This window comes from Flavobacterium sp. UBA6135, assembly GCF_002428305.1.
Taxonomy (GTDB): Bacteria; Bacteroidota; Bacteroidia; order Flavobacteriales; family Flavobacteriaceae; genus Flavobacterium.
In genome coordinates this window covers 91,777-117,404 of sequence record NZ_DIVJ01000048.1, presented here as the reverse complement: position 1 = coordinate 117,404, position 25,628 = coordinate 91,777, and the positions used below count along the sequence as shown (strand labels likewise).

Annotated in this window: 20 protein-coding genes; 10 read left to right on the top strand and 10 right to left on the bottom strand. The window is 33.0% G+C overall.

All coding sequences use genetic code 11. From position 1 onward, the window contains the following. Position 1: 1 nt before the first annotated feature. The gene (locus tag B3L86_RS12090; protein WP_291119497.1) at positions 2-1,111 is read right to left on the bottom strand and encodes a DUF3667 domain-containing protein; all 1,110 of its coding nucleotides are present in this window, start codon (positions 1,109-1,111) and stop codon (positions 2-4) included. Between the two features lie 8 nt (positions 1,112-1,119). Beyond that, complete coding sequence (locus tag B3L86_RS12085) at positions 1,120-2,376, bottom strand: DUF5103 domain-containing protein (protein WP_291119495.1); 1,257 nt, start codon at positions 2,374-2,376, stop codon at positions 1,120-1,122. A gap of 279 nt (positions 2,377-2,655) precedes the next feature. Here B3L86_RS12085 and B3L86_RS12080 point away from each other — a divergent pair, with 279 nt between their 5' ends. From B3L86_RS12080 to B3L86_RS12040, 9 genes are all read left to right on the top strand, one after another. After that, positions 2,656-4,005, top strand: coding sequence for a Na(+)-translocating NADH-quinone reductase subunit A (locus tag B3L86_RS12080; RefSeq protein ID WP_291119492.1), 1,350 nt, complete (start codon positions 2,656-2,658; stop codon positions 4,003-4,005). Positions 4,006-4,015: 10 nt separating this feature from the next. Then, a complete protein-coding gene (locus B3L86_RS12075; RefSeq protein ID WP_291119489.1) occupies positions 4,016-5,167 on the top strand; it encodes an NADH:ubiquinone reductase (Na(+)-transporting) subunit B in 1,152 nt (383 codons plus the stop codon). A gap of 2 nt (positions 5,168-5,169) precedes the next feature. Continuing rightward, entirely contained in the window at positions 5,170-5,898 is a 729-nt protein-coding gene (locus B3L86_RS12070; protein ID WP_291119486.1) for a Na(+)-translocating NADH-quinone reductase subunit C, read from the top strand. Between the two features lie 4 nt (positions 5,899-5,902). Beyond that, positions 5,903-6,550, top strand: a complete 648-nt coding sequence (locus B3L86_RS12065) for an NADH:ubiquinone reductase (Na(+)-transporting) subunit D (RefSeq protein ID WP_291119483.1) — start codon at positions 5,903-5,905, stop codon at positions 6,548-6,550. Positions 6,551-6,579: 29 nt separating this feature from the next. Beyond that, positions 6,580-7,197 (top strand): NADH:ubiquinone reductase (Na(+)-transporting) subunit E, encoded by a 618-nt coding sequence (nqrE, locus tag B3L86_RS12060; protein WP_188360497.1) that lies wholly within the window; start codon positions 6,580-6,582, stop codon positions 7,195-7,197. An 18-nt stretch (positions 7,198-7,215) separates the two neighbouring features. Next, positions 7,216-8,511 (top strand): NADH:ubiquinone reductase (Na(+)-transporting) subunit F, encoded by a 1,296-nt coding sequence (gene nqrF, locus B3L86_RS12055; RefSeq protein WP_291119480.1) that lies wholly within the window; start codon positions 7,216-7,218, stop codon positions 8,509-8,511. A gap of 85 nt (positions 8,512-8,596) precedes the next feature. Then, a complete protein-coding gene (locus B3L86_RS12050) occupies positions 8,597-8,962 on the top strand; it encodes a Na(+)-translocating NADH-quinone reductase subunit F (RefSeq protein ID WP_291119477.1) in 366 nt (121 codons plus the stop codon). Beyond that, a complete protein-coding gene (locus B3L86_RS12045; protein WP_291119474.1) occupies positions 8,916-9,959 on the top strand; it encodes an FAD:protein FMN transferase in 1,044 nt (347 codons plus the stop codon). Before B3L86_RS12050 ends, B3L86_RS12045 begins: the two co-directional genes overlap by 47 nt. 95 nt (positions 9,960-10,054) lie before the next feature. Then, positions 10,055-12,862: a M16 family metallopeptidase gene (locus B3L86_RS12040; RefSeq protein ID WP_291119472.1), complete on the top strand. Its 2,808-nt coding sequence runs from the start codon at positions 10,055-10,057 to the stop codon at positions 12,860-12,862. 75 nt (positions 12,863-12,937) lie between these two features. On the opposite strand, the gene B3L86_RS12035 is transcribed toward B3L86_RS12040, so the two are convergent. Together B3L86_RS12035 and map are read right to left on the bottom strand one after the other, a co-directional pair. Beyond that, positions 12,938-13,705, bottom strand: a complete 768-nt coding sequence (locus tag B3L86_RS12035; RefSeq protein ID WP_291119634.1) for a class I SAM-dependent methyltransferase — start codon at positions 13,703-13,705, stop codon at positions 12,938-12,940. Next, the gene (gene map / locus B3L86_RS12030; RefSeq protein ID WP_291119468.1) at positions 13,705-14,523 is read right to left on the bottom strand and encodes a type I methionyl aminopeptidase; all 819 of its coding nucleotides are present in this window, start codon (positions 14,521-14,523) and stop codon (positions 13,705-13,707) included. The genes B3L86_RS12035 and map overlap by 1 nt, the downstream gene beginning before the upstream one ends. Before the next feature lie 289 nt (positions 14,524-14,812). Here map and B3L86_RS12025 point away from each other — a divergent pair, with 289 nt between their 5' ends. Further along, positions 14,813-16,099, top strand: a complete 1,287-nt coding sequence (locus tag B3L86_RS12025) for an acetyl-CoA hydrolase/transferase family protein (RefSeq protein WP_188360502.1) — start codon at positions 14,813-14,815, stop codon at positions 16,097-16,099. A 60-nt stretch (positions 16,100-16,159) separates the two neighbouring features. On the opposite strand, the gene B3L86_RS12020 is transcribed toward B3L86_RS12025, so the two are convergent. The 6 genes from B3L86_RS12020 to B3L86_RS11995 form a co-directional block, all read right to left on the bottom strand. Further along, positions 16,160-17,560: a TolC family protein gene (locus B3L86_RS12020; RefSeq protein ID WP_291119463.1), complete on the bottom strand. Its 1,401-nt coding sequence runs from the start codon at positions 17,558-17,560 to the stop codon at positions 16,160-16,162. A gap of 7 nt (positions 17,561-17,567) precedes the next feature. Further along, positions 17,568-18,914: an HlyD family secretion protein gene (locus tag B3L86_RS12015; protein ID WP_291119460.1), complete on the bottom strand. Its 1,347-nt coding sequence runs from the start codon at positions 18,912-18,914 to the stop codon at positions 17,568-17,570. Between the two features lies 1 nt (position 18,915). Next, positions 18,916-20,592: a peptidase domain-containing ABC transporter gene (locus tag B3L86_RS12010; RefSeq protein WP_291119457.1), complete on the bottom strand. Its 1,677-nt coding sequence runs from the start codon at positions 20,590-20,592 to the stop codon at positions 18,916-18,918. 12 nt (positions 20,593-20,604) lie between these two features. Beyond that, positions 20,605-21,276: a TetR/AcrR family transcriptional regulator gene (locus B3L86_RS12005; protein WP_291119454.1), complete on the bottom strand. Its 672-nt coding sequence runs from the start codon at positions 21,274-21,276 to the stop codon at positions 20,605-20,607. Between the two features lie 124 nt (positions 21,277-21,400). Further along, complete coding sequence (gpmI, locus tag B3L86_RS12000) at positions 21,401-22,918, bottom strand: 2,3-bisphosphoglycerate-independent phosphoglycerate mutase (RefSeq protein ID WP_291119451.1); 1,518 nt, start codon at positions 22,916-22,918, stop codon at positions 21,401-21,403. Positions 22,919-22,971: 53 nt separating this feature from the next. Next, entirely contained in the window at positions 22,972-25,374 is a 2,403-nt protein-coding gene (locus tag B3L86_RS11995; RefSeq protein WP_291119448.1) for a DUF5916 domain-containing protein, read from the bottom strand. Positions 25,375-25,628 lie beyond the last annotated feature (254 nt).

Here is a 25,628-nt window from a genome sequence, read left to right as displayed (position 1 = left end):
ATTAATACATTAAAAATACAATTACAAACATAAAAACTGCTACTAATAAAGCAGTTATACTCAACATAAAGTTCAAAATTACAAATTTTATAATTGTAATCAATCTACTTTGTTGATAAAAATTTCTTAATGCTTTGTAAAAATAAAAAGGAATACCAAGACCATAGAGTGTGGATAAATCAAATGGCACGAAAATATTTAATAATTCATCAATGAAGACTAAGATAAAGAAGAACGACATAAAATTAAAAACAAACACTAAGTGTTCGGCATAGTTTAAATGCATTCTGAAGTATATTATGGAAAATACAATGGTTATAAATGGAAGTGAGATAAAAAGTAAAAAAGGAATCTTAGCCATAACGTAATCAAAAAATGCCTTTTTACTTTTTTTGTCATTGAAATCCAACATGTGGCTGTCTATGCTTTTTTTGAAAATGTACCTGTTCCAGCCTGTATTTTTATATTCTAGAACAGTAAGACAAGAATCAATGTTTGTGCTTTTTGTTTCGCCATAATAATCTAAAAATGTTTGCCACTTTTTATATGATTTTATTACAAAATTTGATTTTTCAAGTTCGCTTTCTTTTTTAAACACTTTGGGCAGTGTGTCTGTTTTATTATCTTTTTGTTGATTTTGAACTATTGAATCAAGCTGATTAAAATCTGTATTGGTTGAATCAATTGCGATAAAATCTTTTCTCAATTGATTTCTTATTTTATTTGGACTGGGCTCGTTTGCGTAGGAAGCTGTTTCTAATGGATGATTGTAACCAATATTATATTTGTCTAAAAATCCGGAAAAAATAAAATAGAGTAAAGATACACTCAAGTAAAATCGAAAAGGATTGGCATAAAATAGCCTTTTTCCATTTATAAAATCTAAAGCTGCTTTTCCCGGTTTGGTAAAAAGAGAGACAACGGTTCTTTTTATTTTGGAATCATAAGCATAAAAATTAGATAGAAATTCTTCTATAAAATTTTTAATTGTAAGTCGTTTAGTCGTGTTTTTTTGACCACAATTAGAACAAAATCGATCACTAGAATCAAGTGGGTGGTTGCAATTTAAGCATTTGGTTCCCCGATAATCTTTTCTTTTTTTTGTTGCCATGAAAAATATTACTTAATAATATTGATGGAACTTGCATTTCCGCGGCCTATAATTCTGTCATATCGATCATTGTTTGCTCTGTAATACACCAAAACATCATAGTTGTTTTCGGTTTGAAAAAAATTGCCGTCTAATGCATTTTCAAAATCTACTTTTCCGTTTGTGTCAGCTAATGTATATTGGTAATTGGTAAATCCTTGTTTTAAAATTAATGCTTTTTCATAAAGTCCGTTGTCTTTATTGTAATCCAATTTAAACTCCGGAATTAAAGCATAATTGTTAAACATTCCTGTTACGTATATATCTTTTTTTCCAAAATAAGCAGGAGCACTCAAACTAAAAAACACCCAACTGTAATCTGCTTCAACAGCATCGTTGGTTGAAGCGTTTATATTTCTCGGCAAAAATATCCCATTAACATCCGGAAAAAAAGTGTAGGGAACATTTCCTCTGGCTGGGTTAGTGTATAAATATGTATTGTAAATTCCTCCCTGAGACTCAATGCGTCTAACGCCATTTAATGCAACCCTGATGTCTTTGTTGTCAAATGCTAAAAATTCATTTCCGGCCCAAAATTGGGTTTCTTTATCATAGCGATATATTAAATCTGTTCCCAAAGTAAACATGGGTTTTACATTTGTAATAGCAGTATTAAAAATACCGTTTTGTAATAATAAAACTTTTATGTTTTTGACCGGGTCTTGAAGTAAAAGATTGTTGGGTCTGATGGTAAATTCCAAATTATGTTTTTGAGTAATAAATTTTACATCTCTAGGGTTTTTTACTTGTGTTGGAACAGAAACAATATCTTCATATAGAATAAATTTTCTTGAAAAAACCACTTCTTGGTTATTGTTCAATATTTTAATAATATAATTTCCACTTACAAGAAAACCACGAGTAAATTGGTTAGGAAAAGACAACCTGTAATGCGAATACAACTGCAGGGTGTTAAATGAATTTTCATAATCAATAATTCTCTGATTGTCCAACCCCGAAATGTATTCGTTTAGATTAAGTTGCGATTTTTTCCAATCGTAATCGCAATGTGTGATAGTATAGTAATAATTGGCCTCATCGCCATATAAATCATCAAAAATTAATCTAAAACTGTCCCCTAATCTAAATATTGGCACTACGTTTTGTCCGCCTTGAACGAATGCAATACTTTTAATGTTGTATGCAGGATGCACCTCATTAAGGATTTGAGAGAATGAATTACTACTTGAGAAGATAATAAGTAGAAGTAAAATTTTACGTGACATATTTCTTATTTAGATTCAAAACGTAAATATACTAAATATCGCTTAGTTTTAAATTAAGATTTTAGGTAAGCCTTTTTTTTACAAGATTAGCTGTTTTTTTTTATTTGTATTAACGGAGTAAGTTATTAATACTGAAATCTAATTTATTTAGAATCAATATAAATAAATAGAAATCGTTTAGACATTTGTTAATTCATATAGGGCATTTGTATTTTAATTTTTAAATTTGCACCGTTTAAAATTATGTAAAAATATTTACTAATCATATCTTCAAAACATATGTCTAAAGACATTCGAATCAAGAAAGGATTAGACTTGAAATTGGTAGGAGAAGCTCAACCGAAAGTTGATGCGATTTCACGCTCACAAGTTTATTCTATTAAACCTTCTGACTTTCATAAAGTTACACCTAAATTGGTGCTTAAAGAAGGAGCCGAAGTTAAAGCAGGAGAAGCTATTTTTTATTCTAAAGATGACGAAGCAGTTAAGTTTGTTTCGCCGGTTAGCGGAAAAATTGTAGAAATCAAACGTGGAGACAAACGTGTTATTTTGGAAATCAGAATACAAGCTGATGCACAAGACAGTTATGTTGAGCACGGCAAGAAAAATCCAAATGAAATGTCGGGCGACCAAGTAAAAGCACATTTGCTTGCTTCAGGTTGTTGGCCTTTTATTAAACAGCGTCCGTATGATGTTGTGGCAAATTCTTCAGATTCTCCAAAAGCAATTTTTATTTCTGCTTACAGTTCTGCTCCTTTATCTGCAGATGTTGAGGTGGCTTTAAAAGATAAAATTGCTTCTTTTCAGGCTGGAGTAGATGTGTTGGCAAAATTGACCACCGGCAAAGTTCATCTTTCTGTTAATGGTAAATCAAATTCTGTATTTAGTGGAATTTCAGGGGTTGAGTTACATAAGGTTTATGGGCCGCATCCATCAGGAAATGTGGGTGTTCAAATTGCTAAAATTGACCCAATCAATGCCGGAGAGAGAGTTTGGATAGTTGCTCCTCAAGATGTTGCTATCATTGGTGATTTATTCTTAACCGGAAAGTTTGATGCTACTAAAGTAATCGCTTTGACAGGTTCAGAGGTTGCAAATCCGCAATATTATTCTGTAAAATTTGGTGCTCAAATGAAAGATGTTGTTTCAGGAAAACTTTCTTCAGACAATGTTCGAATCATTTCAGGAGATGTTTTCACTGGAGATAAAGTTACTCTAGATGGAAACTTAGGCTTTTATTCTAACACAGTTACTGTTATTCCGGAAGGAAATCAATACAGAATGTTTGGTTGGTTGCCATTTGCCGGGGCAAATAAACACAGTATGCAACGTACAGCTTTATCATGGTTAATGCCGGGTAAAAAATATGTTGCTGATACTAATTTAAATGGTGAAGAGCGAGCTTTGGTTGTAACCGGAGAAATGGAAAAAGTAATGCCATTAGATATTTATCCAATGCAATTGTTAAAAGCATGTTTGGCAAATGACATTGAAAAAATGGAAAATTTAGGAATCTACGAAGTAGCTCCTGAAGATTTTGCGTTGATTGATTATACAAATACTTCTAAGTTAGAAGCACAAGTAATCATCAGAGAAGCCTTGGATTTAATGATTAACGAAGTAGGTTAAATAAATAGCTATGAAGTTTTTAAGAGATAAAATAGACCAAATAAAAAAGCCTTTCGGAAAAGGCGAAAAATTGGAAAAGTTTGCACCGGCTGTGAATGCGTTGGATACGTTTTTATATGTTCCAAATCATACAACAAAACACGGAGCTCATATTAGAGATGCAGTAGATTTAAAGCGTACCATGATTACCGTGGTTTTGGCTTTAGTTCCTGCGTTGATTTTTGGAACTTGGAATGCAGGTTACCAAAGTTTGTCACAAATTCAAGAAGTAGTTCCATTTATGGATGCATTAATTCACGGAGCTTGGAAAGTATTGCCAATGATTGCCGTTTCTTATGGAGTTGGATTGGGAATTGAATTCTATTTTGCCATCGTAAGAGGTCACGAAGTAAATGAAGGCTATTTAGTTACCGGATTGTTAATCCCGATGATTATGCCAATTGACTTACCTTTATGGATGTTGGCTTTATCGGTGATTTTTGCCGTAATTATTGGTAAAGAAGCTTTTGGTGGGACTGGAATGAATATTTTAAATCCGGCTTTAACCGCAAGAGCATTTGCCTTTTTTGCGTATCCAACTTATATGTCTGGAGATAAAATTTGGGTATCCGATGCTTCCACAACAGATGCTATTTCGGGAGAAACAATTTTAGGAAAATTAGCTGCCGGTCAAGAAGCAGGTTATGATATGTGGAGTATGTTTGCGGGAACAATTCCGGGATCTATTTCAGAAACATCTGTACTTTGGATTTTGGTTGGAGCTGCCATTTTAGTCATCACCGGAGTGGGAAGTTGGAGAATCATTGTCAGCGGATTTTTAGGAGCAGCTGTCATGGCATTCTTATTCGAATTGTGGGGTGCCAATGCCTTAATGGATTTTGGGATGTTACATTTATTAGTAGGTGGTTTAGCTTTCGGTATTGTTTTTATGGCAACCGACCCGGTTTCTGCCGCTCAAACCAATCGAGGAAAATGGATTTACGGATTTTTGATAGGATTCTTTAGTATTATGATTAGGGTTTTCAATCCGGCTTATCCAGAAGGAGTAATGTTAGCTATATTGTTGTTGAATGTTTTCGCACCAACAATTGACCATTATGTGGTTGAAGGTAACATTAAGAGAAGAAAGAAAAGAGTTGCTAAACAATTAAAAACTGCATAATCATGGATAGAAATAGTAACGGATATACGTTTTTATTTGCCGGAATTATGGTAGTGGTCGTAGGAGCTTTATTGGCTTTTGCAGCTACATCATTAAAACCGATGCAAGACATCAACGTAAAAAATGAAAAAATGCAAAACATTCTTTCTACCATAGGTGTAACGGATGTGTCAAGAGAAGAAGCTCAGGGAAAATTTGACGAATTTATCAAAGAACAACTGGCTTTAAAAGTTGATGGTTCTACTGACGAATCGGTGAATGCATTTACTGTAGATTTAAAAGCTGAATTAAAAAAGAAACCTGAGGAGCAACGTTTTCCTTTGTATGTTGCTGAAAAAGATGGAAATAAATTTTATATTATTCCTTTACGTGGAGCGGGTCTTTGGGATGCTATTTGGGGTTATATTGCTTTGAACGATGACTTCAATACCATTGCCGGAGTATCTTTTGACCACAAAGGAGAAACACCCGGTTTAGGAGCGGAGATCAAACAACAATGGTTTTTAGATTATTTTAAAGATGAAAAAATCTTTGATAAAAACGGAAATTTAGTTGGTGTTGCTGTAGCCAAAGGAAATAATGATAAAGTAAACAAAGACGATAATAAAGTAGATGCTATTTCAGGGGCAACCATTACCGGAGATGGCGTTACAGATATGATTAAAGAACGTTTAGCTCATTACAAACAATATATTGATAATCAAAAAGGCAAATTAGCCTCTAATAATTAAGATCATGGCTGAAGAGAAAGAAAGTTTATTTTCTAAAAGAAATAGAGGTCTTTTATCAGACCCATTAAATGACAATAACCCAATTACGGTTCAAGTTTTGGGAATTTGTTCAGCGTTAGCAATTACGGTTCAGTTAAAACCTGCTATCGTAATGTCAATTGCTGTATTGTTTGTAATGGCATTTAGTAATATGATTATTTCTGTATTGAGAAATTCAATTCCAAATCGTATTCGTATTATTGTGCAATTGGTAATTGTAGCATCGCTTGTAATTATTGTTGACCAAGTTTTAAAAGCATTTGCATATGATGTGAGTAAAGAATTATCTGTATTTGTCGGATTAATTATTACCAACTGTATCGTAATGGGACGCTTGGAGGCATTTGCATTAGGTAACGGCGTTTGGAGATCATTTTTAGACGGTATCGGAAATGCTTTTGGATATGCTTGGATTTTGATTGCCGTAGCATTCTTTAGAGAATTATTGGGTTCCGGAAAATTATTCGGAATTCAAGTTGTTCCGCAATCATTTTATGATATGGGTTATGAAAACAATGGTTTGATGTTATTATCACCAATGGCACTTATTGTAGTTGGAATCATCATCTGGATTCAACGTTCAAAAAACCGTAAATTAATCGAAAAACACTAATCATAGCCTAGCTATTAAACTATTATAACATGCAAGAATTAGCAAGTTTATTTGTAAAAAGTATTTTCATAGAAAATATGATTTTCGCCTACTTCTTAGGAATGTGTTCCTATTTGGCGGTCTCAAAAACAGTTAAAACAGCGGTTGGTTTAGGTGTTGCTGTAATCTTCGTATTAACGATTACTGTGCCAATCAACTTTTTGTTAGACAATTATTTATTAAAACAAGGAGCTTTATCTTGGTTAGGAGCTGAGTATGCTGATATTGATTTGAGCTTTTTAAGTTTCATCATGTTCATCGCAGTTATTGCTTCGATGGTACAATTAGTAGAGATGATTGTTGAAAAATTTGCACCGGCTTTATATGGAGCATTAGGGATCTTTCTTCCGTTAATTGCCGTTAACTGTGCCATTTTAGGGGGGTCTTTATTTATGCAACAGAAAGATTTTGGCGGAGTAACAGAAGCGGTAACCTATGGTTTTGGTTCCGGTATCGGATGGTTTTTAGCAATTTTAGCTATTGCAGCTATTCGTGAAAAAATAGCTTACTCTCATGTTCCTGCTCCACTTCGTGGTTTAGGAATTACTTTCCTAATCACAGGATTGATGGCGTTAGGTTTTATGAGTTTTATGGGAATTAAAATATAAATATTAAGATACGATATAATGAATACACCAGTAATCATAGCCAGTGTTGTAGTTTTTCTTGTAATTGTTTTCCTTTTAGTAGCAATGTTATTAGGTGCAAAAGCAAAATTATTACCTTCCGGGCCGGTAAAAATTAAAATCAACGGAGAAAACGAATTAGAAGTAGAATCAGGAAATACACTACTTACAACACTAGGAAACAGCAAAATTTTTCTTCCATCTGCTTGTGGTGGAGGTGGAACTTGCATTCAGTGTAAATGTATTGTAACTAATGGTGGTGGATCTATTCTTCCAACAGAAGAACCACATTTTACAAGAAAAGAAATTGCTCAAGGTTGGCGTTTAGGATGTCAGGTAAAAGTGAAAAATGATATGATTATTGAAGTACCTGAAGAGGTTTTCGGAATCAAAAAATTTGAAGCTAAAGTACATTCCAACTACAATGTTGCCTCATTTATTAAAGAATTTATTGTTGAATTACCAGATGATATGCATTATGAAGCTGGGGGTTATATTCAAATTGAAATTCCTAAATGTGAAGTAAAATATTCAGATATTGACATCACAGCTCATCCCGAAGAACATCCTGGTGAACCTGAAAAATTCAAAGCAGAATGGGATAAATTTAATTTATGGCCATTGGTAATGAAAAATACCGAATTAGTTGAAAGGGCTTATTCGATGGCTTCATATCCTGCAGAAGGAAGAAAAATCATGTTGAATGTTCGTGTAGCTACTCCACCATGGGATAGAGCTAAAAATGGTTGGGCAGCTGTAAACCCAGGAATAGCATCATCTTACATTTTCTCAAGAAAAGCTGGTGATCCTGTAACTGTTTCCGGTCCTTACGGTGAATTTTTCATCAACGAAAGTGAGTCGGAAATGCTATATGTTGGTGGAGGAGCTGGAATGGCACCGATGCGTTCACATCTTTATCACTTGTTCAGAACCGTTAAAACAGGAAGAAAGGTAACCTATTGGTATGGTGGTCGTTCAAAACGTGAATTGTTTTATGTAGATCACTTTAGAGCTTTAGAAAAAGATTTCCCTAACTTTAGATTCTACATGGCACTTTCTGAACCATTACCGGAAGATAATTGGAAAGTAAAAGACGGAACAGATGGTGAAGGAGATGGTTTTGTTGGATTTATTCACAATGTAGTAATTGATAACTATTTATCTAAGCACGATAGTCCTGAAGATATTGAATTGTATTTCTGTGGTCCACCAATGATGAACAATGCCGTTCAAAAAATGGGCGAAGATTTTGGTATGCCACCTGAAAATATCCGTTTTGATGACTTTGGAGGATAATTAAAAACTGAAACCGATGCAAAAATGTGTCGGTTTTTTGTTTTAATTAAGACTTGTTTTTCGTAATTCTAACTACTTTTGTACTATGAATATTTTGACCGAACAAGAACTTCACAATTTAGCAATGAACCATGTCGGAAAAGAACTCGAAAGTCAAGGTTTTGAGTTCATTGCTGTTAATAGTCAACTCAAACGACATCCACAGTTTGTTTGTGTAGATAAAGCCACCAATACCTTACATTTCGTTTTGGTCACCGTTTTTAATTATCCAAACAATCCTGAAGACTATGATGCTATTTGGATCGAGACTTTTAAAGAACATGCCGTAAAACTTAAAGCAAAAGTCCTTTATGCAGGAGTGGGAATTGCAAATGCGTTGGATTATGAAAAGCCAGTTACAAAAAATGAAGATTATATCATCAATTACAATGGAATTAAAGAGATTAGTTAGTGTTTTCGTTATTGCTTTTTTAGTAATCAGTTGCGAATATTCCAAAAAGGAGCAAATTTTTATCCTACAAGGAGAAGCTCAAGGAAGCACCTACGCAATTAAATATATCAGTTCAAATGAAACAATAAAAAAAGCTTCAATTGATTCACTACTATTGGAGTTTGATTTGTCTTTGTCAACTTATCGACCCGATTCAAAGATTTCCAAAATCAATAACGGAGATACTACAATAGTTGTTGATGATTTTTTTTCTAAAACATTTACTACCTCGCAAGAAATTTATCAAGCTACAGACAAGCTTTTTGACCCAACTATCGGTGTTTTAGTTAACGCATATGGATTTGGCCCAACTAAAGAAAAAATCGATTTAAATCAGTCCAAAATTGATAGTTTATTGACCTATGTAGGTTTCGATAAAGTTAAATTAAATGAGGATAACACTATTTCTAAAAAACATTCTGAAACTTATTTTGATTTTAATGCTATTGCCCAAGGTTATTCTGTTGATGTTGTTTCAGAATTTTTAAAATCTAAAGGTATTCAAAATGCAATTGTTGAAATTGGTGGTGAAATTTTTGCATTTGGAAAAAATACTGTTGAAGATAAAAATTGGATTGTTGGAATAGATGATCCGACTCAGTCTCCGGAAGAACGAACATTAATAGCCAAAATTAAACTAGAGAATCTTGGTATGGCTACATCAGGTAACTATCGAAAAGTAAAAACAGATAGTCTTACGGGGCAAAAATTTGTTCATATCATAAACCCAAAAACCGGCATATCAGAAAAAAGCACTATTTTAAGTGCCACAGTATTAGCATCAAAATGTATTGACGCCGATGGATTTGCCACCGCATTTATGATTATGGATTTTGAGAAAACTAAGAAATTGTTGGCTTCAAGAAATGATTTGTATGTTTTGTTGATTTATACAGATGAAAATAATCAAATGCAACAATTCAAAACAGCTAATTTTCAGACACTTATTTTAGAATGATTCTAAATGTAGGATGTTACGTTAAAAAAAATATAATAAATTTTAACACATGAAGTTATAGGTTTAGTTTTACAATAATCAATAAACTTATACAAATGAAAAAACGCAACAAACTAGTCTTGTTCTTACTGGCATTGCCGGCAATGGTATTTGCTCAAGAATTGAAAATGGATAGTCCAATACCCTTGGATCCAACTGTAAGAACCGGGAAACTTAAAAACGGTTTAACCTATTACATTAAGAATAACAAGAAACCTGAAAATAAAGTAGATTTACGATTAATTGTAAATGCAGGTTCAATTCTTGAAAATGACGACCAACAAGGTTTAGCACACTTTATGGAACACATGTGCTTTAACGGAACGAAACGTTTTCCTAAGAATACGTTAGTGGATTATTTACAAAGTATTGGTGTGAAATTTGGTCAACATTTGAATGCCTATACCAGTTTTGATGAAACCGTTTATTTTTTGCCAATTCCTTCTGATGATAATGAAAAATTGACAAAAGGTTTTGAGATTTTAGAAGATTGGGCGTTTAATACAGTCCTTACTCCTGAAGAAATTGACAAAGAAAGGGGAGTGGTTTTGGAAGAGTATCGAATTGGTTTAGGAGCAGACAAAAGAATGATGGGTCAGTTTATGCCAAAAATGATGTACAATTCTATGTATGCCAAAAGACTTCCAATTGGTCAAAAAGAGATATTAGAGAATTTCACACATGATAAAGTGCTTAATTTCTATAAAGATTGGTATCGTCCGAACTTGATGAGTGTTATAGCAATTGGTGACATTGATGTTGATCAAATTGAAAAAATGATCATTAAGCATTTTAGCCCATATAAAAATCCGAAAAAAGAAAAGCCCAGAAAAGTATTTGACGTACCAAATCATAAAGAAACATTTGTAGCCATTGAAAGTGATAAAGAAGCAGCTTTTTCACAAGTACAATTGCTTTATAAAGATTATGAAGAACCAAAACTAGTTAAAACCGTTGGTGATTACAGACAAGAACTGGTCAAAAATTTATTTAGTACGATGTTAAACAATCGATTAAATGAAATAGCAAACAATCCAAATCCACCTTATACTTTTGGAAATTCTTATTACGGAAGCACGTATGCCAGAACAAAAAATGCATTCCAATCTTTTGCAATGGTTGGCGAAGATAAACAATTGGAAGCGTTGAAAGTTTTAGTTACAGAAAACGAACGTGTTAAAGCATTCGGATTTACGCAAGGCGAGTTGGATAGAGCAAAAACATCTATGCTAACGAGTATGGAAAGACGTTATAATGAGAGAGATAAAACGGAGTCAAACAGGTATATGAATTCTTTTCAACGTAATTTTTTGATAGACCAACCCGCTCCAAGTATTGAATGGACATTTGAAACATCAAAAAAATTACTACCTACAATAACATTGCAAGAAACAAATTCACTTATTGCAAACTACATAAAGGATGATAATAGGGTTGTGATTTTAACCGGACCAGAAAAAGAAGGTTTAGTTAAGCCAACAGAACAACAAACATTAGCTGCTATTGCTATTGACCCTTCTAGTTTGAAGCCATATGAAGATTCAGTTTTGGCAGAAAGTTTGTTGCGTAACCCTATAAAAAAGGGAAGCATTGTAAAAAAAGAAACGAATGATAAAATTGGAACCACAACCTTAACTCTCTCAAATGGAGCTAAAGTTACCTATAAAAAGACAGACTTTAAAAATGATGAGATTTTATTTGAAGCAATGAGTTTTGGCGGATCAAATTTAATTTCAAATGACGAATATGAAAAAGTACAATGGGCAATGAATGGATTAACAGAAGCCGGAATTTCTGGAATGAAATTAAATGATTTGAATAAATTCATGACCGGAAAGGTAGCAAGAGTAAATCCTTATGTAGGAAGTTTTTCAGAAGGGATGAATGGCTCTGCAGCTCCAAAAGATTATGAATATTTGATGCAGATGATCCATGCTTATTTTACAGATTTGAATTTTGACCAAGAAGCTTTTGATAGTTATAAGGCAAAAGAAAACTCATTTATGGCAAATATGGCATCTATGCCTTCCATGTATTTTCAAAAAGAATTATACAGTTATTTGTTAAAAGAGAATCCTAGATTTTTTGGAGTTTTACCAGATGAGAAAGCTTGGGCTAAAACCGATTACCAATTAGCTTACAACAAGTATAAAGAACGATTTGCAAATGCAGGTGATTTCCATTTCTTCTTTGTAGGAAACATAGATGAACAAAAATTAGAAGAATATTCAAGTTTATATTTAGCTTCTTTACCGGCAAATGAAACAAAAGAAAAGGCTGTTGATCTGGGATATAGAATGTTAAAAGGAGAACACAAGAAAATTGTAAATAAAGGAAAAGACCCTAAAAGTTCTGTTAACATTATGTATTATGGAGATTGTGTTTATGACGCTAAAGAAGCACTTTCATTCAGAGCATTAGGAGAAGTTTTGACAATTAAATTAGTTGAAGAGCTTCGTGAAAACGAAAGTGGTGTTTATGGAGTAAATGCCAGAGGAAGCATGAGCAAAGTACCAAATGGAAGTTATAACTTCTCAATTAATTTCCCTTGCGGCCCTGAAAATGCTGAGACCTTGACTCAATCTGCATTAAGAGAATTGAATAAAATTATTGAAAACGGACCTGAAGAAAAAGATATAAACAAATTTAAAGAAGCCGAAAAATTAGATTACAAAGAAAAAATAAAACAAAATAATTATTGGATGTCTAATTTAACAAGAGCTTATACAAATGCTACTTCTGCTGAAGAAATTTTGCAATTTGAACAGAAAATTGATGCAGTAACCGCAAAAGATATTCAAGCTGTAGCAAAAAAATATCTGACTAAAGATAAGGTGGTGGCGATGTTAATGCCGGAGGAATAATTCATTACAGCCTGCAAGGTTTTTAAACCTTGTAGGTTTTTTTATTTGAGAAAATAGTATTTAAAAACAACAAAATTAGTTTTTAAAACAAACCGGAATAATTTCTCCTTTTGCCAGACAATATTTCTCCACCAATTCAGGCGAAATTTTTGACGTATAATCTTCTTCAATAACTTTGAAACCTATGCTCCTCAATTTGTTAAAATAGTCTCTGCCATAAACCCTAACGTGGTCATATTGGCCAAATATTTTGGCTCGTTCTTTTTCATCTGTAATCGAGTCATCCGAAAAAGTTGTTGCTCTTGACAAATCCTGTGGAATTTGAAAAATTCCCATTCCGCCCGGTTTCAAAACCCGATGCAATTCTTGCATAGCTTTGGTATCATCAGGAATGTGCTCCAAAACATGATTACACAAAATCACATCATACGAATTGTCTTCAAAAGGAAGATTGCATATATCAGCTTTCACATCCGCCAAAGGCGAAAATAAATCAGTAGTAGTATAATCTAAATTTTTTTGATTTCTGAAACGTTTATAAAATGCTTGCTCAGGAGCAAAATGTAAAACCTTTTTTGGAGCAGTAAAAAAGTCTGTTTGTTCATTCAAATACAACCACAACAATCGATGTCTTTCTAAAGAAAGAGTACTTGGAGACAACACATTGTTACGCTGTTTTCCGTATCCATAAGGCAAAAACATCTTAAAACTTTTTCCGTCAATCGGGTCGGTAAACCGATTTCCTTTCAATAAAAATTCCAAAATTGGTTTTGCCACATAACTTAACCGAATAAGAATAGGTCGTGGAATGGTATTTAATATAGATTTAAATATTTTTTTTATCATATTACCAAAGGTAACTTTCTAAATTCATTCTCCTCATCACTCACAATCCCCAATGCATCATATATATATTGAAACGTAGAAAGCAACTCAGGTTTGCCATCAATCAACGCCACATTGTGTTCAAAATGAGCACTTGGTTTCATGTCAGCCGTCAAAATCGTCCAACCGTCTTTTAGTTGTTTGATGTTTTTTGTCCCCATATTAATCATCGGCTCAATCGCAACCACCATACTTTCTACAAACAATTTTCCTCGTCCTTTTTTACCATAATTAGGCATTTCGGGATCTTCATGCATTTTTCTTCCCAAACCGTGGCCTACTAATTCGCGAACAACCCCATAACCATTTGATTCACAATGTCTTTGAATTGCATTTCCCACATCTTCCACACGATTACCCGCTCTAAATTCTCGAATCCCAACATATAATGATTCTTTGGTTACTTTTAAAAGCCTTTTTACTTCAGGTGACACTTCGCCAATCTCAAACGAATAAGCGTGATCACCATAAAACTCATTCATCAAAACCCCACAATCTACCGAAATTACATCCCCACTTTCTAACGGTTTGTTGTTAGGAATTCCGTGAACCACTTGAGCATTCGGACTCATGCACAACGAATTAGGAAAACCATACAAACCCAAAAAAGCAGGTACCCCGCCATGATCACGAATAAACTCTTCTGCCAATTTGTCTAAATAAAGTGTCGTTACACCGGGCTTAATTTCCTTAGCAATCATGCCTAGTGTTTTTGAAACCAATAGCGAACTGGCACGCATTAACTCAATTTCTTCTCGGGTTTTTGGGATAATCATAATCAAAATTTAAAGTGGCAAAGGTACACAATTTTATTATTTTTTATTAGAAGCAAAATCCCATCATCCGCTACAAGGTTTTTTGTCTTTGGGCAGTTTTTCTCGGGCAAAAGAGTTTCCGTTGGTCGCTCTTTTGCCCGAGAAAAACTGCCCTAATCCTGAAAAAGGCTTCTTGCCTACCTTAGGCAAGGGGGGGCACTACTACCGTGGCTAAAAATCCCAAAAACAATGAGAAATATCAGTTTTTAAACAGATTTTCAATCTTATCTTTGCTCAAAATTTAGGAAATATGAGCAAATATGTAACAGCTGAAGAAGCCGTAAAAGTAGTTAAATCTGGAGATAGGGTTTATTTACAGGCGGCTGCAGCAACACCGTCTGTTTTAACCAAAGCATTGACACAACGAGCATCCGAACTAAAAAACGTTGAGATTTGTCACCTTCACACTGAAGGCGAAGCACCTTATGCTAATCCCGATTTAGCAGAAAGTTTTCATGTCAATTCTTTCTTTATTGGAGCCAATGTTCGTCATACACTAAAAGCCGGAAATGGGTCTTATACTCCGGTTTTTCTTAGCGAATTACCCAATTTATTTCGTAAAAATGTACTACCATTAGATGTGGTTTTTATCCACGTTTCACCACCTGATAGACATGGTTATTGTTCACTTGGCGTTTCTGTTGAAGCTTCATTGGCTGCAATTGAAAATGCAAAAATTGTTATTGCCCAGGTGAATCCACAAATGCCGCGTACATTTGGCGATGGAATTCTGCACGAATCTGAAATAGACTATTTAGTCCCTGTTAATGAGTCTATTTTTTCACATCAAATAGATGAATTTACACCCGAGGAAGAAAAGATTGGTGAATATATTGCCTCACTTATTGAAGATAGAAGTACGCTTCAAATGGGGATTGGGTCTATCCCAAATGCAGCTTTAAGTAAATTATCAAATCACAAAGATTTAGGACTACACACCGAAATGTTTTCGGATGGAGTTATTGATTTAATTGAAAAAGATGTCATCAATTGCAACTACAAAGGTACAACACGTGGTCGTGTTTTGGCAACGTTTTTAATGGGTTCACGCCGTTTATATGATTTTGTTGATGACAATTCTTTTATAGAAATGAAAGAATCATCAGCCGTAAATGATACGGCAAGAATTCGAAAAAACCCAAAAATGGTAGCCATTAATTCAGCCATTGAAGTTGATATTACCGGTCAAGTTTGTGCAGACTCCATTGGAGGTAAAATGTATTCCGGTGTGGGAGGTCAGATGGATTTTATTAGAGGGGCATCGTTGAGTGTAGGAGGAAAAGCAATTATTGCTTTGCCATCACAAACCCGAAGAGGAGAAAGTAGAATAGTGCCTTTTTTGAAACAAGGAGCAGGTGTTGTTACTACAAGATCACATGTGCAATACATTATTACGGAATATGGAATTGCTAATTTATACGGTAAAACCTTAAAACAACGTGCTGCTGAAATGGTTAGAATCGCACATCCAAATCACAGAGAATGGATTGAGAAAACTTATTATGAAATGATGGAGATAAAAAAAATGATTTGCTAGTTTTACTATATTAAACCTGACAGGTTTTTGAACCTGTCAGGTATAACCAAGATTTAAAATTTAATCATTAAACTGCGGATTAGCTATCAACTTAAACAAATCTGCATTAGCAACAAAAAATCGAAATTCGGTTTCAATTTGTTGCAAATTGGTGCTTAATAAACTGTTTTCCCTGGAATTTATTAAAAACAACGAACTTTCTCCAAAAAAGAACATTCTTTCCTCGGCATCCAACATCATATTAAAATCATTCACCAAATCATTTGCAATTTGAATTTGATTTTTTAATGAATTTATTTCTTCTAATTGATAATCGATTTTGTTTTTGAGGACTTGGTTTTCAAGTTGCAAATCCAATTCGGCATCCTGTAATTTGAATTTTGCAATTTTAAAATTTCCTCTTTCTTTTCTTAAAAATAAAGGAAAACTGAAGTTTACGCCGTACTTATAATTTACGGTATTAAAATCTCTCACAAATTCCGGTTCAGACAAATAATTATAATTTAAATTGATGGTTGGTTTCAATAAATCACCCTTCAAACGCTTATCCACCTCTAAAATTGAAACTTTATTTTGCAAGGATCGAATCTTTGGATGATTTTGAAAATCGATGTCGGCTAATAATAATCCGTTTGTTTTTAAGGTGTTTTCAACCTTTTTTTCCAATTCGGTTTCCGGTAAAATGTTATCTTGTAACTCCAACGGAAGATTATTTTCAAACCATAAAAAATTTGATATTTCTAATTTTGATTTTAATAATTTTAAACGGGATTGTTCTAAACTCAGTTTTCTGGATTTAACTAAAATTCCGGCTTCAATGCTATCAATGGCGGGCCTGTCTCCGGCAGAGATTAACCCTTTAATTCCATTAAATCGTTCTTGTGAATTTTTTAAAAAAGTTTCATATAATTTGTATTCAGTATAGCTTCTATACCAATTAAAATAACTGTTTATTGCGTCATAAAGTACGTTGGCTACTTCCAAATCGCGTGCGGCTTGCGATAAATTAGCATAAATTTTAGCTTTTCTCAAATCGGCCATTCGATTGTTAATGAGTAAACCTTGACCAAGCGGCACAGAAATTCCAGCCATTGCCAAACCATTTGGAGGTACAGTATTTTGCGGATTCAAATACACCCCTTCCATTTGATCAAAACCGGCTTTAATTTCAATTCCGTACCACGTCGGAATTTTAAACGTAGCATTTAATAAATCATAATATTCTGTTGATTTGAATTGTTTGTTTTCATAATCTACTTCAATTTTTGGATCAAATCCGCCACGAGCTGCTATGATTCCTGCTTGAGCTTGACTCACTTCTAAGTTAGCTTGTTTCACCAAAGGATGAAATTGTTTAACGTATCCTAAGTAATCATCAAGTGTTAATACAGCTTCGCGACTACTATTTTGAGACCTAGATATAGTAGAAAAGAGGAGTAATATTACCAATAATCTTATCATCGATTAGCTATTTTTTAGTTTCACTGGTTTGTATTGGTGTATAGAAATCTGGTGGAAATCCGTTTAACTTTCTCCATAGTTCATACCAGATTGGTACATTGTCCAGTAAGGCAAATGTTTGAGCACCAGCACCAATGTTGAGTTCTTTTGGCCATGGTTTATCATTAGGGTCTTGAGCAATCAAAACACGGTATTTTCCATTTACACTGATGAAATTTTCAATTGCAACAATTTCACCACCAAAAGTTCCGTAAGAAGTGTTTGGCCATCCGCTAAAAACTATGGTAGGCCATCCGTCAAACCAAACTCGTACTTTTTCGCCTTTGTGAATTAGCGGCATATCAATGGGTTGAATGTAGGTTTCAACCGCTATGTCATATTTTGATGGCATAATACTCACCACAGGCGTTCCTTCCTTAATTGTCTCACCAATTCCCGATTGCAAAGCACGGTTTACATAACCGTTTTGGGGAGCTTTGATGTAATAAAGTTCATTTCGCATTTTGTAATTCGTGACTTGGTTTTGCAATTTATTCACTTGAGCTTCGGTATCAAATTGACTGCTTAATGCGGTAAAACGTTCACTTTGAGCTTTCGAAATTTTATCAGTATATTCAGCTGAAATTCGATTAATTTCAACTTTTGCATTAATTAATTCGTTTCGAGAAGTAAGTAATTTGTTTTGTTGTGTAATAATTTTTGCTTCCGCATCTTGCAATTTCAAACGCTTGTCTTCCACATCGGTCATTGGTTTTAAACCTTCTTTGTTTAAATCTTCGGAACGTTTAAATTGGGTTTGAGCAATTTTGAGTTGTGTTTTTACAGCTTCTAAATCCATACTGTCGCTTTTTACCTTTAAAAGCGATTGTTCGATTTTGTTTTTGGCTTGTTCCAATTTTAAAATGCGTTCACGTTCAATTGCTGCAATTTGAGACGAAAGTGAATTGGCTTTTCCTTCATAAGATTCTTCTGAAAGCATTTTGGCTTTCATCTGGTTCTCGGTGTTAGCAACCAAATTAGGATCAAAATAATCATCTTTTATCTCAGAAATAAATAAAATAGTGTCGCCTTTGTTTACATATTGTCCTTCTGCCACATACCATTTTTCAATTCTACCGGCTATGGCTGTGTGAATGGTTTGCGGACGTTGTTCCGGTGAAATTGTTGTAACATAACCCGTTCCTTGAATGTTTTGCGTCCAAGGAAGTAAGACAAACAGAAAACTTCCTATAAAAAACCAAAGTAAAAGTCTATTAAACGTTTTAAAATAACGTCTTTCGCTCAACTTTCGAATGGTTATAAATCGAGTTAGATTCACTTTTTCGTTTATATTTTTTTTAGCGATATTAAGCATGTTACTTAGTGTCTGAAATTAATTTTCCTTTTTCTAACGTTATGATTCGATTGCACTTTTGTTTCCAATATTCATTTTTTGAATTTACTATCACAGTCCAATTATTTTCTTCTGATAAAATAAAATCGATGATTTCTCTACTTTCATCATCATCCATTTTGTCAAAAGGATTTTCTAAGAATAGAATTAGAGGGTCATTAACAATTGCTCGTGCCAAAAGAATTTTTTGAGCTAATGATGTTGGCAGTTGTTTACCATCGGTAAGAATTTTTTCATCTAAACCCTTAGGCATTTTTTTGATAATGTCTGTTAATTTTAGCTTGTCTATTACCCATTTTAATCGCTCAGTGGATATTGATTCATTTTTGAATGTTATGTTCTCATAGATTGACCCTTCAAAAAGTGATTGACCTTCAGTAATAATGCCAATTTGAGCTCGATATTGTTCAATGTTTATTTTATTATAATGTTCATCATTAATATATATTGAACTAGTATTTGTTGGAATTAACCCTGCCAAAATTCGGAGTAAAGTTGTTTTTCCGGAACCATTTTTACCGTCTAAATATATTTTTTCATTTTGGTTGATGTGAAATGAAACATTGTTTAGAATTTTTTTAGTAGAATCAGGAAACGCAAAATTTAAGTCATCAATTTCAAAATGAATATTTTTATAACAATAGGTGCTTTCGAATGTTTCATCCTCTTCTATTTCCAAGTCAACCACCTGACCAATTTTTTCTATTGAAGTTAACACATCATAAAAAGTCTCCAATCCAACTATAATTTTTTCTACCGAATTAATCACTAATAAAATAATGATTTCTGCGGCAACAAATTGACCAATATTTAATTGTTGATTGATAACTAAATAACCACCAATTAATAGTAATCCTGCAGAGATTAAAGCTTTGAAGCCTATTAGTTGAATAAACTGTCTTTTAATTACTTCAAAATGACTTTCTCTGGATTTGAGATACTCTATTACTAGCTTGTCGTTTTTGTTTAAAGCAAATTCTGATTCAATTTTGCTTTTAAAACCAAAATAATTACGTGCTATTTCTTGAATCCAATGAGCTACTTTGTATTTGTATTTTGATTCTGTTAAACTTGTTTTTAATCCGGTTTCAAAGGAAACTCTGAAAATCAAGTATAAAACAACAAATAATAAAAGTCCGAACAATATAAAAAGCGGGTGATAAATGGAAAGTAAAAGTAATCCAAACACAATTTGTAACAACGATTCCGAATAATCTAACACTAATTTGGCCACACTTTTTTGAACGGTTATGGTGTCAAAAAAACGATTGGCTAGTTCAGGTGGATAATTATTGTGAAATTCGGTGAATTTAATTTTAGGAAAACGATAGGAAAATTCGAAAGAAGATCTAATAAATATTTTTTGTTGGATGGTTTCCGTAATTCTGAGTTGCATTAATCGTAAAATGCCGTTAAAAATAACGCCCAAAATCACTACTACAACTAAAATAATCCACGACAAACTAACTCTTCCTCCTTGAATAAGATTAATAATGGCTTGTATTCCTAAAGGCAATGAAAGACTCACGATACCTGAAAAAATCGCATAAAAAAATACTTGATAAATATCTTTTTTATCTAATTTTAAAAGGTTGAAGAATCGTTTAAGAGGCGTTAATTCTTGGGCGTTTTTTTTCATTAATTGACGTTTTTAGCTTAACTGTTTAAAAACTAAATTGGTAAAAAATTCTGTTGGTGTTGTTTTTTCAGAGCAATCTGTGATTGATGTGAAATGATTTTTTAAAAAATGTTGGTGTAGTGCACCGTCTACAATCATTGATGCAAGACTTTTAGGATACAAATAATCGGGTTTTATGGCTGTGATGTTTTCAATTAATCGAGTTATTACTCGTTTATAAAACATAAAATAGCCTTCTTTATTTTCTTCATCCACTTCTTTTGTAAGGTAGGATTTTGAAAATTCACAAATTACAATTCTGCTTAATACAACTTCGTTTATATGTGGATGAGTGACATCTTCCTTTATGTCTTCCGTTAGAATTATTATAGTTTTTGTAAGTTTTTCAATGGGATCAGAAATGCTGTTGGTGGTGAAAACGAGTTTAAACTCCATCCAACCCCAATACCAAGAAGTTAGATACAGTAATAGTTTGTGTTTATTTTCAAAATAACGATAAATAGAACTCTCGTTTGAGCCAATTTTTTCTCCTAATTTTTTGAATGTAAAATTGTCAAAGCCAATCTCGTCAATCAAAAGAATACTTTGCTCAATAATTTTTTTTCCTAAATCTGATGTTTCAGGATCTTTTAGGTAGATTTTAGAACTAATAGCTACTTTAAGACCCCCAAGTATTGACTGCATAATCACATAGTTAATAAATTATATCGCAAATATAATAGTAAAACTATTAAATATGCGGGTAATTAACTTTTTTTTAATAAAAAAAGCCACTCAAGTGGCTTTTTGTTATATAACTATTTTAATTTTAAACCAGTTCTTTTCCAGTCATGGCATCTGGTTTTTCAATTCCCATAATTTTCAATATTGTTGGTGCTACGTCTCCCAATACACCATTTTCTATATAATTTCTATCAGGATCTACTAAAATAACAGGAACAGGATTGGTTGTATGAGCAGTATTTGGCGAACCATCTGGGTTTACCATAGTTTCACAATTACCATGATCCGCAATTACAATTGTTGTATAACCATTTGCTAATGCTGTTTCAACAACCTCTTTTACACAAATGTCAACGGCTTCACAAGCTTTAATAGCTGCTTCCATTACACCAGTGTGACCAACCATATCTCCGTTGGCAAAATTTAAACATACAAAATCAACTTCACCTTTTACTAATTCAGGAAGTAGAGCATCTTTTAATTCGAAAGCACTCATTTCGGGTTTTAAATCATAAGTTGCTACTTTCGGAGAACTTCTTAATATTCGTATTTCACCTTCAAAAGCATCTTCTTGACCACCTGAAAAGAAGAAAGTAACATGAGGATATTTTTCAGTTTCAGCTATTCGAATTTGTTTTTTGTGATTTTTGGCTAATACTTCTCCTAATGTTTCAGTGATATTGTCTTTGTTGTATATTACCTTAATGTTTTTATAGGTTTCATCATAATTAGTTAAAGTGACATAGTATAAATCCAATTGGTGCATGTTTTGCTCGTGACAATCAAACTGAGTCAAAACTTCCGTTAATTGTCTGCCGCGATCAGTTCTAAAATTAAAGAAGATAACCACATCACCATTTTTAATTGTGCTTAATGGTTTATTGTTTTCATCAACCATAATTATGGGTTGAATAAATTCGTCAGTAACCTCTTTTGCATAATTGTCCTGAAGACTATCAACTGCATTTTGTGAATGGTTTCCTATGCCATTAACCAAAAGATCATAAGCAAGTTTAACACGTTCCCATCTTCTATCTCTATCCATGGCATAGTATCTGCCAATGATTGAAGCTAATCTTACGGTAGTGTTTTTGCAATAATTTTCAATTTCTGAAATAAATCGAACACCAGATTTTGGGTCAACATCTCTGCCGTCAGTAAAGGCATGAATATATACATTTTCTAGTCCAAAGTCTTGTGTGGCATCAACCAATCCTTTCAGATGATCAATGTGAGAATGAACCCCACCATCAGATACTAATCCTAAGAAATGAACATCTTTTTTGTTGGTTTTAGCGTATTGAAAGGCATCTTGCAAAACGGTTTCATTGTTTAAAGTTTTGTGTTGAACTGCTAAATTAATTCGGGTTAACTCCTGATAAACAATTCTACCGGCACCTAAATTCATGTGGCCCACTTCAGAATTTCCCATTTGACCTTCTGGAAGACCAACATTTAATCCGTCAGTTCGTAGCTCAGCATTTGGATAATTTCTGTAAAGTGAATCAATAAAAGGTGTGATGGCGTTGTCAATAGCAGAAACTTTTGGATCGGGAGAATGGCCCCATCCGTCTAAAATCATTAGGATTACTTTTTTGTTCATTTCTTTGAATTTGAAACAAAGATAATTAATGCAGAACTTTTTAAAAGAATGAATTAGGCTTTTTTAATCCAATTTTTGGCTTTATTGTAATCAATAAAATAACGTAAGCTCACAGAAAACACATGATTTAAATTGGTTTCAAACAAATTACTCACATTAGAGCTGTAGTTTTTGTTTATGTCTCTCGTAAAATCTTGAGCGTTGTTTCTATATAAAGCCGTGATTTGACTTCCCGGAGCAAACCACCAAGAATAAGATAAATCAAAATTCCACAAATTGAAATTTACATCTTTATCTGTTGTATAGTTTTGATTTTCTTCAAAACTCCCGTCTTCAAGAAGTGTATGAAATTTTATGTTTTCAGCAAATGAAAAATAATGTCTTGAAGTTAAATTTAAAGTCATTTTGTCATTTATAGCATATTTTCCGGTTAACGAATTGGTAAACGTAGACCTATTTCTCTCTGCCAAAATAATGTCGTCATTCATAAAATCAACCCAGCCTATGTCACTATTTTGACGGTTATAATTGGCACTATAAATCAAAGTTAATCTGTCGTTAAATCGATATCTTGGACTAACAAAAAAGTTATAATTTATTCTATTTTCTTGTTTAAAAATCCGAATATTGGGTTCAATATCAAGTGCAAATTTTCTGTTGTAATTTGATGAGAAAAAAATGTTTGCATATACATTTTCAGGAATAGCTAAAACACGCCCAGAAACACGTGATTCATAAAAATTGAACGTTTGCACAGGACTAATTAATAAGTTGTAACCGATGTAATCGTTTTTTAAAGTTGTTGAATTTATACTTGCTTTTAACCAATGTTCTTGTAGTTTTCCGGTTGTATTTTCAATTTCAACATAATAATCTGTGTTAACCCGAAATGAATTATATTTTTTTGTTGGGTTTAAAATTCTGTAATTATAATAGGCATAAATATTATGATAATTTGTCACAAAATTTATTCCTAAATCATTAATGTCAAATTGCTCAGAAACATATTTTGTTGCAATTCCATACCTCGATTTGCCAAAAGTTTTAGCCACATTAAAATAACTGGAAAAACCATTTGTATTTTCTACATCATATATACTGCTCATTTTTAGATCTCCCGAAACATTGTATTTATTTCCAGAAGTATTGATGTCAAATATAACGGCACTAACATTAGCATCACGAAAATCGCCAACTCTTGATACGTTTGTATTTATAAAAGATACGGAAGAATTTTTATTAAAACGTTGATCAAAAACAAGAATATTATAGTTTGAAAGTGGTTCAACAACAACATTTCTAGATTCGTTGGTTTGTGTATTTAAGACTCTTGCGGTTGTTTTTTCGGTTATCGCATTTAAAAAACCAATCCCCAAACCATCATCGGTTCGCCCCGAAATTTTTACTGCATTTAATAAGTTTACGGTATTAGGATATTCAATGACTTGTTCTTCCTCATTCATAGTTGGATAGGATGAAGGCGGCCCACCAATTCTTCTTGAATAAAGTAAGTTTCCTTTAGAAAATAAATCAGTTCCTTCTGTAAAGAAAGGGCGGTTTTCATTAAATTGTTGTTCGAATGGCCCCAAATTTAAAACCACATTATCAAATGCAGCTTGACCAAAATCAGGCACTAAAATGGCGTCTAGAGTAAAAGAGTCATTGATGCCGTATTTGATATCCATACCTACTTTTCCGGTACTGATAGTATTTGTAGTAGAAGATTCCACATAGCCTGAAGTGTAAGGAATAAAAAATAATCGGGTAGGAGGCTTTATGTTTTCAATTCCGGTCAAAACTCCAGCTTGATTTATAACATTCCCAATGTTTCTGTCGATAAAACTCCAAGTAAATTTTTGTCTGTCACGTCTAATTTCTCTTAAAATATTCAACCCCCATATTTGGCTTTCTTCTTTTGAAAAGCGTAATGCCGCAAAAGGAATTTCCATTTCTACAACCCAACCATATTCGGTAATTTGAACCTTGCTATCCCAAATTGCATCCCATGAAAAATCTTCATTATTCTCAGTTGCTAAACAGTCCATCTGAACTCCTGCAGCACTCACAAAAAAACGAAAATCTTGCTGACCGTCGTTAAAACCATTAATAAAAATACCAAAATGATCAGAAACACCAAATCGATCACGTTGTGTAATTTCTTTGTTTATCAAATTCGGATTATCATATAAAATTGCACCTATATATATTGAATTGTCATTATATAAAATTTTTACTTCTGTTTTTCTATCATTGAATTCCCGTTGACCATTGTCCGGTTCAAACATAATAAAATCTGATGCAGGAAGTGCTTCTTGCCAAATGGATTCATCTAATTTTCCATCTATAACTACAGGTTGCGAAGTCTTTACAGCTTGAACAGATTTCTTTTGACTATATAAGTTTGAAGTTGTGGTAACCAAAAAAAACAGAAGAAAGAATGGGGCAACTTTTTGCATATTGGAATATAAAACGTTCAAATTTAGATAATAGATTTTTACTTACAATTACTTTATCATTTTCTTAAGAAATTGAAGTTGGAATATTTAATAGAGTGCTTATTTTAAAAAATGTTACAGATTTATATACGATTAAGTAAAAATGTGCGTTAATTTAACTTGTGCAAAAAATATAACAAATTTAAAGTGAAATGTTTATGAATTAATTGAACTAACGCTTGGTTTTTAATTTTTAATATTTACTTTTGGAGCCC